Annotated in this window: 10 protein-coding genes, 1 other RNA gene and 2 pseudogenes; 9 read left to right on the top strand and 4 right to left on the bottom strand. The window is 70.6% G+C overall.

Annotation, left to right across the window (positions count from 1 at the left end):
* Positions 1-144: 144 nt before the first annotated feature.
* The 3 genes from OHS71_RS24950 to OHS71_RS24960 all read left to right on the top strand — a co-directional run bounded on the left by OHS71_RS24950 (position 145) and on the right by OHS71_RS24960 (position 3,821).
* Positions 145-1,392: a serine/threonine-protein kinase gene (locus OHS71_RS24950; RefSeq protein WP_328481570.1), complete on the top strand. Its 1,248-nt coding sequence runs from the start codon at positions 145-147 to the stop codon at positions 1,390-1,392.
* A gap of 142 nt (positions 1,393-1,534) precedes the next feature.
* Positions 1,535-2,641 (top strand): peptide chain release factor 2, encoded by a 1,107-nt coding sequence (gene prfB, locus OHS71_RS24955; RefSeq protein WP_328481571.1) that lies wholly within the window; start codon positions 1,535-1,537, stop codon positions 2,639-2,641.
* A 271-nt stretch (positions 2,642-2,912) separates the two neighbouring features.
* Positions 2,913-3,821, top strand: coding sequence for a hypothetical protein (locus OHS71_RS24960; RefSeq protein WP_328481572.1), 909 nt, complete (start codon positions 2,913-2,915; stop codon positions 3,819-3,821).
* A gap of 91 nt (positions 3,822-3,912) precedes the next feature.
* Here the strand turns inward: OHS71_RS24960 and OHS71_RS24965 are convergent, their stop codons facing one another.
* Positions 3,913-4,107, bottom strand: a complete 195-nt coding sequence (locus OHS71_RS24965) for a hypothetical protein (protein ID WP_057574411.1) — start codon at positions 4,105-4,107, stop codon at positions 3,913-3,915.
* A 235-nt stretch (positions 4,108-4,342) separates the two neighbouring features.
* Between OHS71_RS24965 and ftsE the strand changes: the two genes are divergently transcribed.
* The 5 genes from ftsE to ssrA all read left to right on the top strand — a co-directional run bounded on the left by ftsE (position 4,343) and on the right by ssrA (position 8,391).
* Positions 4,343-5,032: a cell division ATP-binding protein FtsE gene (gene ftsE, locus OHS71_RS24970; protein WP_057574412.1), complete on the top strand. Its 690-nt coding sequence runs from the start codon at positions 4,343-4,345 to the stop codon at positions 5,030-5,032.
* A 58-nt stretch (positions 5,033-5,090) separates the two neighbouring features.
* On the top strand, positions 5,091-6,008 hold the full coding sequence (ftsX, locus tag OHS71_RS24975) for a permease-like cell division protein FtsX (protein ID WP_020132391.1): 918 nt from the start codon (positions 5,091-5,093) through the stop codon (positions 6,006-6,008).
* Positions 6,009-6,075: 67 nt separating this feature from the next.
* On the top strand, positions 6,076-7,254 hold the full coding sequence (locus OHS71_RS24980) for a S41 family peptidase (protein WP_328481573.1): 1,179 nt from the start codon (positions 6,076-6,078) through the stop codon (positions 7,252-7,254).
* An 81-nt stretch (positions 7,255-7,335) separates the two neighbouring features.
* Positions 7,336-7,884: an SsrA-binding protein SmpB gene (gene smpB, locus OHS71_RS24985; protein ID WP_328481574.1), complete on the top strand. Its 549-nt coding sequence runs from the start codon at positions 7,336-7,338 to the stop codon at positions 7,882-7,884.
* Between the two features lie 118 nt (positions 7,885-8,002).
* Positions 8,003-8,391, top strand: a transfer-messenger RNA (tmRNA) gene (gene ssrA, locus OHS71_RS24990).
* Positions 8,392-8,563: 172 nt separating this feature from the next.
* Here ssrA and OHS71_RS24995 read toward each other — a convergent pair.
* The 3 genes and pseudogenes from OHS71_RS24995 to OHS71_RS25005 all read right to left on the bottom strand — a co-directional run.
* Positions 8,564-8,922 (bottom strand): annotated as a pseudogene (locus OHS71_RS24995) (substrate-binding domain-containing protein); the annotation flags it as partial.
* A pseudogene (locus OHS71_RS25000) lies at positions 8,920-9,929 on the bottom strand (TIM-barrel domain-containing protein); the annotation flags it as partial. The pseudogenes OHS71_RS24995 and OHS71_RS25000, both read right to left, overlap by 3 nt.
* Positions 9,926-10,063: a hypothetical protein gene (locus OHS71_RS25005; protein WP_328481575.1), complete on the bottom strand. Its 138-nt coding sequence runs from the start codon at positions 10,061-10,063 to the stop codon at positions 9,926-9,928. The gene OHS71_RS25005 and the pseudogene OHS71_RS25000, both read right to left, overlap by 4 nt.
* A gap of 898 nt (positions 10,064-10,961) precedes the next feature.
* On the opposite strand from OHS71_RS25005, the gene OHS71_RS25010 reads away from it, so the two are divergent.
* A complete protein-coding gene (locus OHS71_RS25010) occupies positions 10,962-11,633 on the top strand; it encodes a hypothetical protein (RefSeq protein ID WP_328481576.1) in 672 nt (223 codons plus the stop codon).
* Positions 11,634-12,052: the final 419 nt, after the last annotated feature.

The following is a 12,052-nucleotide window of genomic DNA, read 5'->3' on the forward strand; positions in this document are numbered from 1 at the left end:
CCGTCGGCGGGTGAGCACCGGCTCCGGCGCTGACCACGAGTTTGTGTACTTGTCGACATCCGGCGGGTGATTTCCGTCTCCGCGGTGAAGGTTGGCTCCTCGGACGCGTACTTTGATGGGCAACACGCGTCCGTAGGAGCAGCCTTGGCACGGAAGATCGGCAGCCGGTACACCGCCCACCAGATCCTGGGACGGGGCAGCGCCGGCACGGTGTGGCTGGGCGAGGGACCGGACGGGCCCGTCGCCGTCAAGCTGCTGCGCGAGGACCTCGCCTCCGACGAGGAGCTCGTGGGCCGCTTCGTGCAGGAGCGCACCGCCCTGCTCGGGCTGGAGCACCCGCACGTGGTGTCCGTCCGGGACCTGGTGGTCGACGGCAACGACTTGGCCCTGGTCATGGACCTCGTCCGCGGCACGGACCTGCGCACCCGCCTCGAACGGGACCGGCGGCTCGCGCCCGAGGCCGCCGTGGCGATCGTCGCGGACATCGCCGAGGGGCTGGCCGCCGCCCACGCGGCCGGGATCGTGCACCGGGACGTGAAGCCCGAGAACATCCTGCTCGACATGCAGGGCCCGCTCGGTCCCGGCGGCTCGCACCGCGCCCTGCTGACCGACTTCGGCGTCGCGAAACTGATCGACACCCCCAAACGGACCCGAGCCACGAAGATCATCGGCACGCCTGACTATCTGGCGCCGGAGATCGTGGAGGGCCTGCCGCCGCGTGCCTCGGTGGACATCTACGCCCTGGCGACCGTCCTGTACGAGCTCCTCGCGGGCTTCACCCCCTTCGGGGGCGGTCATCCGGGCGCGGTGCTGCGCCGCCACGTCACGGAGTCCGTCGCTCCGCTTCCCGGCATCACGGACGAGCTGTGGCAGCTCATCGTGCAGTGCCTGGCGAAGGCGCCGGCGTCCCGGCTGCGGGCGACCGAGCTGGCGGCACGGCTGCGGGAGCAGCTGCCGACGCTGGCGGGGATGCCGCCGCTGGACGTCGACGAGCCGGACCCGGAGCAGGAGGAGGGCGAGCCGGCCGAGGCCGAGCCCTCCGCCTCTTCTCCGACGACGCCTTCCGGGCGGGCCCGGCGCGGTTCGGTGCCGCTGGTGCCGCACGCCAAGCCGGACTCCAACCGGGACACCCACACGTCGATGCGGGTGCCCGCGCCGGACGAGCTGGCGGGCGGGGCGCACGGCACGGCACGGGTGCCGAGGGCGGCGGGGGCGCCGCGTCCCGGTTCGGCGCGCAACCGCTCCGCCACGCGGCGGCGGCGCATCACGCTCGGTGTGGCGGCGGTGGCGCTGGTTGCCGCGGCGGGGATCGGCACCTGGGCGGCCACCTCCGGTGACGACGCGGGGGCGACCCCCCAGGACACGAAGAACTCGACGCCGGCGTCCCCTTGACCCCAGGGGCTGCGCCCCCGGACCCCCGCTTCGCCCCTGAAGGGGCCTCGTTCTCCCGTGCCGGACGGGCTGATCGGTTCCGACCGGGGCCCGGCGGCCGAGGGCGGGCGGGCCCGGATGGCGGGTCCGTTAGGCTGGAGGCGTGGCAGTCGTCGATGTATCCGAAGAGCTCAAGTCCCTCTCCTCGACCATGGAGTCGATCGAGGCCGTTCTGGACCTCGACAAGCTGAGGGCAGACATCGCCGTGCTCGAGGAGCAGGCGGCCGCGCCGTCCCTGTGGGACAACCCGGACGAGGCGCAGAAGATCACCAGCAAGCTGTCCCACCTCCAGGCCGAGGTCAGGAAGGCCGACACGCTGCGCGGGCGGATCGACGATCTCTCCGTGCTGTTCGAGATGGCCCAGGAGGAGGACGACCCGGACACCCTCGCGGAGGCCGAGTCCGAGCTCACCGCCGTCAAGAAGGCGCTGGACGAGATGGAGGTCCGCACGCTCCTCAGCGGTGAGTACGACTCCCGCGAGGCGCTCGTGAACATCCGCGCCGAGGCCGGTGGCGTCGACGCCGCCGACTTCGCGGAGAAGCTCCAGCGGATGTACCTGCGGTGGGCGGAGCAGCACGGCTACAAGACCGAGATCTACGAGACGTCGTACGCCGAGGAGGCCGGCATCAAGTCGACCACCTTCGCCGTGCAGATCCCGTACGCCTACGGCACCCTCTCGGTGGAGCAGGGCACGCACCGGCTCGTGCGGATCTCCCCCTTCGACAACCAGGGGCGTCGGCAGACCTCCTTCGCGGGTGTCGAGATCCTGCCCGTGGTGGAGACCACCGACCACATCGAGATCGACGAGTCCGAACTGCGGGTCGACGTCTACCGGTCCTCCGGCCCCGGCGGCCAGGGCGTGAACACCACCGACTCGGCGGTGCGCCTCACCCACCTGCCCACCGGCATCGTCGTCTCCTGCCAGAACGAGCGGTCGCAGATCCAGAACAAGGCGTCCGCGATGAACGTCCTCCAGGCCAAGCTGCTCGACCGGCGCCGGCAGGAGGAGCAGGCCAAGATGGACGCGCTCAAGGGCGACGGCGGCAACTCCTGGGGCAACCAGATGCGTTCGTACGTCCTGCACCCGTACCAGATGGTCAAGGACCTGCGTACCGAGTTCGAGGTCGGCAACCCGGAGGCCGTGTTCAACGGTGAGATCGACGGGTTCCTGGAAGCCGGAATTCGCTGGCGCAAGCAGCAAGAGAAGTAGGTTTGTCGACAAGGCAACCGCTCCTGAATCAGGGGCGGTTGCTTTTTTACGTCACATTCACAGCACCAACATCGCGCAAAGCGGCCCGACTTGGACATTGCGTACGCAACGACCTTGACGATGCTTTGGAAAATGGGGAGGGTGCAGTGTGGCATGCGTATCTCCGGGGCGCATGTGAACCGGGGGCTCCAGCTGCATCTCAGCTACCTCCGTCGATCACGGCCCCGGGCGCGGCCTCATCGACGATTCAGCTACTGGGGGTAGCAACCATATGACCAAGAAGACGCGGATCCGGGTCGCGCGCATAGCCGCGGGCGCCGTGATCGCCGCGGGTGCCTCGCTGACGGTCGCCGGCGTCGCCTCGGCCGCCGGTGACGAGGGTGGCCTCAGCGGCCTGGTGTCGACGTCCGGCGAAGTCGGCACGCAGACGGGCGGCGAGCCGGACCCCTGCCCGATCGGGATCTGCACCGTCGGCGGCACGAACTCCACGGGCGGCGACTCCTCGACCGGCGGCAGCTCCTCGACCGGTGGCGACTCCTCCACCGGCGGCACCTCCTCCACCGGCGGCACCTCCTCGACCGGCGGTGACTCCTCCACCGGTGGGGCGGCCTCCATCGGCGGGACGGTGTCCATCGGCGGAACGGCCAGTACCGGCGGCGACTCCAGCACCGGCGGCAGCTCGACCACGGGCGGCTCCACCACCACCGGCGGCTCCACGACCGGCGGTTCCACCACCACCGGCGGCTCCACGACCGGTGGTTCCACCACGACCGGCGGTTCCACGACCGGTGGTTCCACCACCACGGGTGGCTCCACCACGACCGGCGGCAGCTCCGCCACCGGCGGTTCCGGCACCACCGGCGGCGACGACTCCACCGGCGGTTCCGGCACCACCGGCGGTTCGAGCTCCTCCGGCGGCGGCTCCGCCACGGGCGGCTCCACCACCGGCGGTCCCGGCACCGACGGGACCTCCACCCAGGAGGAGGGCAGCTCCGCGCTGACCGACACCTCGGTCTCCGCCGTCGACACCAGCGCGCAGGGCGGGGGCAAGGAGCTCGCCGAGACCGGTGCCGGCCAGACCACGTTCCTGATCATCGGCGCTGCCACGATGATCGCCGGCGGCGTCGGCTTCCGGGTGCTGCCGCGCCTCGTGGCCGGCCGCGGCGGAGCCGCTGCCTGACGTCGGGTAGTCGCGTCCGTACGTGACGTACACGCCGAGGGGCCCGGAGCGATCAGCTCCGGGCCCCTCGTGCCGTGCGCGTCCGGGTCGGTTACGCGGTCTGATGGGCCAGCAGCGCCAGCGCCGCCACCAGGACCGCCAGCAGCGCGATCAGCGCCATCGGGTTCAGCCCCGCGAAGAAGTTCTCCTGTTGCTGCAGCCGCTCGCGGTTCGCGCGGCACACGGGGCACCGGCCTTCGCTCACGGGCGCGGCGCAGTTAGCGCACACCAGCCGGTCGTACGTCATGCGCTCGCCCTCCTTGCACCGGTTCCACCTACACAACGCCTCGGGGAACGGGAACGTTCCCCCTCCACTGTGCCAGGTTCCTGCGGGGGCCGCGCGGCTCACCCGGAGAGCGGGGGACGTACAAAGTCCCGTACAAAAGGCACAAGCACCACTCAACCGCTCGCGACGCCTGCGCCGCCCTCCCCGGTTCGCGTATGGTCACGCTCATCTACCCCCGGCGACCCGTGGTGCACCCGTGATCCGATTCGACAACGTCTCCAAGGTCTACCCCAAGCAGACCCGCCCCGCACTCAGGGATGTCTCCCTCGAGGTGGAGAAGGGCGAGTTCGTGTTCCTCGTGGGATCCTCCGGCTCCGGCAAGTCCACCTTCCTGCGGCTGGTCCTGCGCGAGGAGCGCACCAGCCAGGGTCAGGTGCACGTCCTGGGCAAGGACCTCGCGCGCCTGTCCAACTGGAAGGTGCCGCAGATGCGCCGCCAGCTCGGAACGGTCTTCCAGGACTTCCGGCTGCTGCCGAACAAGACGGTGGCGGAGAACGTCGCCTTCGCGCAGGAGGTCATCGGCAAGTCGAAGGGCGAGATCCGCAAGTCCGTGCCGCAGGTGCTCGACCTCGTCGGGCTCGGCGGCAAGGAGGACCGGATGCCCGGTGAACTCTCCGGCGGTGAGCAGCAGCGCGTCGCCATCGCGCGGGCCTTCGTCAACCGGCCCAAGCTGCTGATCGCGGACGAGCCCACCGGCAACCTCGACCCGCAGACCTCGGTCGGCATCATGAAGCTGCTCGACCGGATCAACCGGACGGGCACGACCGTGCTGATGGCCACCCACGACCAGAACATCGTGGACCAGATGCGCAAGCGCGTCATCGAGCTGGAGCAGGGCCGCCTCGTCCGCGACCAGGCGCGCGGCGTCTACGGCTACCAGCACTGACCGCTCCCGCTCGCCCCCGCCCTCGCGGACGTCCCCGGAAAGGCCTGAACAACTCGCCATGCGCGCCCAGTTCGTACTGTCGGAGATCGGCGTCGGTCTCCGCCGCAACCTGACGATGACCTTCGCCGTCGTCGTCTCCGTCGCCCTGTCCCTGGCGCTGTTCGGCGGATCGCTGCTGATGAGCGACCAGGTCAGCACGATGAAGGGCTACTGGTACGACAAGGTCAACGTCTCGGTCTTCCTCTGCAACAAGAGCGACGCCGAGTCCGACCCGAACTGCGCCAAGGGCGCGGTCACCGCGGACCAGAAGAAGCAGATCAAGTCCGACCTCGACAAGATGGGGGTCGTCGAGAAGGTGACGTACGAGTCGCAGGACGACGCGTACAAGCACTACAAGGAGCAGTTCGGCGACTCCCCGCTCGCCAGCTCCCTCACCCCGGACCAGATGCAGGAGTCGTACCGCATCAAGCTGAAGGACCCGGAGAAGTACCAGGTCATCGCGACCGCCTTCGACGGGCGGGACGGCGTGCAGTCCGTGCAGGACCAGAAGGGCATCCTGGACAACCTCTTCGGACTGCTCAACGGCATGAACTGGGCGGCGCGCGCGGTCATGGCGCTGATGCTCGTCGTGGCGCTGATGCTGATCGTCAACACGGTGCGCGTCTCGGCCTTCAGCCGACGGCGTGAGACGGGGATCATGCGGCTCGTCGGCGCCTCCGGCTTCTACATCCAGGCGCCGTTCATCGCCGAGGCGGCGGTCGCCGGGCTGATCGGCGGCACGGTCGCCTGCGGATTCCTGGTGATCGCCCGGTACTTCATCATCGACAACGGTCTGGCCCTGTCCGAGAAGCTGAACCTGATCAACTTCATCGGCTGGGACGCCGTGCTGACCAAGCTCCCGCTCATCCTCGCCACGAGCCTGCTGATGCCCGCGCTGGCCGCGTTCTTCGCGCTGCGCAAGTATCTGAAGGTGTGACGCACGCCCCGAGGGTCGTACGGTCAACCGACCGTACGGCCCTTCGCGTTCCCCTAGACTCACCGCCATGTCAGGCCGTGACCTGTTCTGTCAGCCCCGCCGTTTCGGCCGCGGGGCCGCCCTGACATTGGTGTTCGCGAGCGTGCTCGTCGCGGGCGCCGCCACCGGGTCGCTGCCGGGGGACCCGGGAGAAGCCGGGCGCAGCGCCTCGGGCGCCGCCCCCTCCACGGCCCCCGCCGGTCACTCCGGGGACGTGACGCGAGCCGCCGAGGAGGCCGCCGCGGACGGCAAGTCCCCCATGGAGGCCGCCGAGCGTGCCGTCAGCCGCAGCGGGGACCGCTGGGCGGCCGTCTACTCCGAGGGCGAGTACGAGGAGTTCGAGGAGTCCCTCGACGGCCGGTACACCGGCGTCGGCCTGGAGGCGCGGCGCGAGCGGGACGGCCGGATCGAGGTGACCAAGGTGCAGCCGGGCTCGCCCGCGGCCGCCGCCGGAGTCCGCGCCGGGGACCGGCTGCGCAGCGTCGACGGACGGTCCGTGAACGGGCTCCCCGTCACCGACGTCATCTCCTTACTGCGCGGTGACGCCACCGACGCGCCCGCCGGCACCACCGTCCGTCTCGGCCTGGAGCGCGGCACGCGCGCGTGGACCGAGACCCTGCGCCGGGCGCTCCTGTCCACGGACTCCGTCACCGTCCACCGGCTTTCCGACGACACCACCGTCATCACCGTGGCCGCCTTCACCAAGGGGGTCGGTGACAGCGTGCGCAAGGCCGTCCGCCGGGCCCCGGCCGGCGCCGGGATCGTCCTCGATCTGCGCGGCAACTCCGGCGGTTTGGTCACCGAGGCCGTCTCCACCGCCTCCGCCTTCCTCGACGGCGGCCTCGTCGCCACCTATGACGTCGACGGCGACCAGCGCGCCCTGCACGCCGAAGGCGGCGGCGACACCACCAGCCCCCTGGTCGCCCTCGTCGACGGCGGCACCATGAGCGCCGCCGAACTCCTCACCGGCGCCCTCCAGGACCGTGGCCGTGCGGTCGTCGTGGGCTCCCGCACCTTCGGCAAGGGCTCGGTCCAGATGCCGAGGCGGCTGCCCGACGGCTCCGTCGCCGAGCTGACCGTCGGCCACTACCGCACCCCCTCCGGCCGCGGCGTCGACGGCCGGGGCATCACCCCCGACCTGGAGGCGGACGACGGGGCGCTGGAGCGGGCCGAGACCGTGCTGAGCGGGCTCGGGGACGTGTCCTGAGCCTCCCGTGACCAGGTCCGGTGCCCGGCTTCGTAATCGGCTTTCCCTCTGCGGGCCTCCGGGTGCGAAAATGGCCGGACTATGAGCAAGGGAATGTACGTACCGAAGGAGTCCCAGCCGAAGCAGGGCGGGGCGGCCGCGTCCGGCAAGGCCAAGGACGGCAAGCGCAAGATCGTCGCGCAGAACAAGAAGGCCCGGCACGACTACGCGATCGTCGACGTCTACGAGGCGGGTCTCGTGCTCACCGGCACCGAGGTGAAGTCGCTGCGCCAGGGCCGTGCCTCGCTGACCGACGGCTTCGTCCAGATCGAGGGGAACGAGGCGTGGCTGCACGCCGCACACATCCCCGAGTACAGCCAGGGCAGCTGGACCAACCACTCCGCGCGCCGCAAGCGCAAGCTGCTGCTGCATCGCGAGGAGATCGACAAGCTGGCGGTGAAGTCCGAGGAGACGGGCCACACGATCGTGCCCCTCGCCCTGTACTTCAAGGACGGCCGGGCGAAGGCCGAGATCGCGCTGGCGCGCGGCAAGAAGGAGTACGACAAGCGGCAGACCCTGCGCGAGCAGCAGGACCGCCGGGAGACGGACCGGGCGATCGCGGCGGCCAAGCGCAAGCAGCGGCACGCCTGACCGCGGCGGGCGTGGCCGCCGGGAATGCAGTGGCATCGACGTGCGTTGGTCACGTACGATGGCACCTGTGCCCCGCAGCGGGCACGGACCCTCCTCGGAGGGATTGAAAAATCAACATGGGGATGATCGGTTTCGACAGCGACTGTCGAAGCAGGGGAAGCGTGTCGAGGAAGCGGCAATGATCTCGTAAACCATATGTCGCAAAAAATAATCGCCAATATCAAGAGCGATTCCCAGTCCTACGCCCTCGCTGCCTAATAAGCCGCGAGTGTAGGACCCATAATGGGTGTCAGCCCGGGAGTGTTCCCGACCCGGATCCTGGCATAATCTAGGGAACTAAACCATCGAGCCCGGTCACGGGGTTCGATGGGAAATCAAACAGTGACTGGGCCCGTCGGCGACTTGTTCGCGTGATCGCCGGGGCCGAGAAAATCACAGCGAACTGCACACGGAGAAGCCCTGATTCTGCACCGTTGGACGCGGGTTCGATTCCCGCCATCTCCACGAGATGGAGGTGACCCGCTCTCGCCTGTCGCGCGAGCGCGGATCACCTCGCCTTGGTCCGGAGGAAAAGAATTCCGGACCGCCTCATCCCATGTGAACAAGAACCCCGTCGCTTCCGAGCGGCGGGGTTCTTGTCGTGCCGGGCGTTCCGTGCCGGGGCGTGCCCGGCGACCGGTCAGGGACGACCGACCGTCCGGGGGGCTGTGCTCGCCCGCCGGGTCAGCGTCGGTGGCAGCAGGTCGACCCGGGTACCGTCTCGCCGCCGAGCTTGCGCATCAGCAGATCCACCGCCCGCTCACCGACCTCCTCCGACGGCAGCGCGACGGAGGTGACGGGCACCCGGATCCCCGAGGCGAGTCCGTCCGGGCAGATCGCCGTGACCGACATGTCGCCGGGGACCTGTAGCCCCAGCTGTTCGAACGCGTCGATGAGCGGCTCCAGGACCGCCTCGTTGTGGACCACCACCCCGGTCAGCGCGGGTTGCTCGCGCAGGAGCCGCTCCGCCACCCGCCGGGCCGCTGCCGGGGCCGCCTTCGCCTTCAGCCGGGTCAGCATGCCCTCCGGGTCGGGGAAGACCCGGGGTCCCAGCGGAAGTCGCACCAGTTGAACTCCCACATCCAGAAGCAGTCGAAATGGAAGACGGAAAGGGGCAGTTCGCGCTCCCGCATGCCCTCGATGAAGGAGGTCACCGTCTCCTCGTCGTAGGACGTGGTGAACGACGTCGACAGCCACAGGCCGAACGACCAGGCCGGCGGGAGGGCCGGCCGGCCGGTGAGGGCCGTGTACTTGCGCAGGATGTCCTTCGGGGCGGGGCCGTGGATGACGTAGTACGTCAGCTCCTGGGTCTCGGCGCTGAACTGGACCCTCGACACCGCCTCCGAGCCGACCTCGAAGGACACCTTGCCCGGGTGGTCGACGAAGACGCCGTAGCCCGCGTCCGTGAGGTAGAACGGCACGTTCTTGTAGGCCTGTTCGGTCGCCGTGCCGCCGTCGGCGTTCCAGATGTCGACGGCCTGCCCGTTCCTGACCAGCGGTCCGAAGCGTTCGCCGAGGCCGTAGACGGAGGTTCCGACCCCCAGGTCCAGCTGCTCGCGCAGATAGTGGCCGCCGGTGGCCGCGTCCCGCATGATGCCCATGCCCTTGGGGCCGCTGGAGGTGAGGGTGCGGCCATGGGCGAGGAACTCCACGTGCCAGGGGCCGGAACGGGCGACCTTCACCGACAGCGCGCCGGAGGTCAGGGTCGCGCAGGTGTCGTCGTGGGAGAGCTGCGGGGCGGTGGCCACCCCGGTGAGGGCGAAGGCGGGGCCACGGGGCCGCTCGCCCGTGAAGTGGGTGAGGGTCACACCGACCACGTCGGGCATCGGGGTGTGGAGGGTGACCGTCATGACCGGTCCCGTCAGCAGGTCGCCGCGGCTGCGGACGGGCCGGGTGGGCGCGTGGATCTCCAGGACGCCGTCCGACTCGGTGACGTCGAGGACCTCGGCCGGGTGCGCGGCCGTGACGCCCTCGCGCAGCAGCCAGTAGCCGTCGGTGAACTTCATGCGCAGGGGTCCTCGTACTCCATGAGGCCGGGCGCCTCGGAGGAGCCGCCGTCGTCCGAGCCGCCGTGGAAGCCCGGGAGCGGGGAACCGGCGACGTCCGCCGCGGCGCACGCCGTTCCCCTTCGTGTCCTCACACGCCTTCGTGCCGTCGACATCCTGCGCCTCCGGGGGAGTCGGATGGTTCTGGGAGCGTCACGGTGCGTCGATCGAATCGATTCGATGAGCCCCGTCGAAGCGCTTCGACGGGGGAACGTATGTGGCTGTTGTGGTCGCGTCAATGGACAGGTGGGAGCAGGCGGGGGAAACGCGCCATCCGGCCGCGACTTCGCTGAAGTTTCCGGCCATGCCTGGGGCGAGGTGGCGTTCGCCCCAGGGCATGGTAATTCTGCCCCTCTATGACCGCATTGGAGTAGATGGTCCTGTCTTCCTCGATCCCTCGCTTGTCTTGAGCGATCGCTTTCGGGATCGGGTGTGATCGAGGCGGTCGGATTGCGGCTGCGAAGGATGGCTGGGGGGCGATTTCCGGCCATAGGCATGAACATGACCTCTGCCCGCAAATGACACATCGCGAACACAGGGCCCAAGCTTGCGCTAGATTCTTGGACCTGAGCGCAATGGGGTAAAAGGGGCGCTGGAGACGGGTGGGGGCCCGGTTTCGTCGACTGCGCTCAGGGTCGCAGGCGCACCCAGAACAGTTCCTTGGGGGGAAGTGCGCACATGAAGAATTGGCGGGAAGACGCCCAACCGGAGTGGCCGGAGGCGGCATCCCCGACCCGGGACACACCGGTCGCGGGGGCGGGAGTACAGAATTTCGGCGGGATCCTCGGCGGGATCGGGGGGCAGCCTCTGACGTCCATGGCGGGCGAGAGCGCCAGATACCGGTCATTACTTGACGTACCCCGTGAAAGCGGCCTGCTGTCGGCCTCGGACGCGTCGAACAGCCTTTCCGAAAACGAACGGTCGGGCGATCTCCGGGATCCCTGGGGAGAAGGACCCGGCGGCGCCGCGGACAAGGGCAACGATCCGGGCGAGGTGACCGTCCAGCTCGACCCGTTGAAGAGCGGGCGGCACGACGGTCCGGAGGGCGCCTCCGACGTCCCGGTGTTCGTCGACGAGTCGGGCCGGCGCAGCCGGACGTTCCGCCGTATCGGCATCCTGGTGGGCACCGCCTGCGGGGCGTACGCCGTCGTCATCGTGGCCGCGCTGCTGACGGGGAACGCGGGTGCGCCCTGGCTGCCGGTTCCCGTGCCGGGGCAGGCGGACGACAAGCCGGCGGCCGGCAACGTGGATGCCACGTCGGCGCCGGACGGGTCCGAGAGCCCGCGCCCCGGGGCTCCCGATGCCCGGGTGCCGGGCGGCGCGGATGTCACCGCCACCGCGTCCGGCGCCGTGCCGGGCAAGCCGGGCGCGAGTACGGCGCCGGGTGCGTCGGGCAGCACGGCCCCGTCGAGCGGGTCGTCCCCGGCGGCGCGGCCCTCGCCGAGCGGCCCCGCCCGCCCCAGCGCCGGCGCGACGCCCTCGGCCTCCTCGGGTCCCGGCCCGAGCAGCCCGGTGATCGCTCCGACACCGCCCACGCAGCCGCCCCCGGCGAGCTCGCCCGCCGCGTCCCCTTCGGCGGCCTCCTCCCCGTCCCCGGCCGGAGGAGCCTCGACGACGGTCGCCGGCGGCCCCCCGGAACCAGCCCCGGCCACCCCGCCGGCCTGAACGGCCCGGCCCGTGAGAGCCGCCGCGATGCGGCCGACGGGCCGCGCGGTGCGGGTGGCCTGCGGTCCGCGAGCCGTGCGGTCCAGGAGCCCTGCGGCCCGCGGTCCGTGACGTCCGGGAGCCCCGGCCCGATCGGCCTGCGGGCCCGCGAACCGTGTGGACCGTGTCGGCTGCGGTCTGCGAACCGTGCGGTGTGGGGCCTGCGGCCCCAGCACCGCGAGTCCTGGCGGTCCGTGCGGTCCGCGAGCCGTGTGTCCTGCGAGCTGTCTGCCCGCGGTCCTGCGGTCCGCGAGTTGTGGCCCGCGAGTCCTGTGGCCCGAGGCCCGCGAGTCCTGGCGGTCCGTGCGGTCTGGGGTCCGCGAGCCGTGTGGCCCGCGATCCGTACGGCCCGTGGCCCGTGGCCCGTGGCCCGCGAGTCC

This window comes from Streptomyces sp. NBC_00377 (assembly GCF_036075115.1).
Classification (GTDB): Bacteria; Actinomycetota; Actinomycetes; order Streptomycetales; family Streptomycetaceae; genus Streptomyces.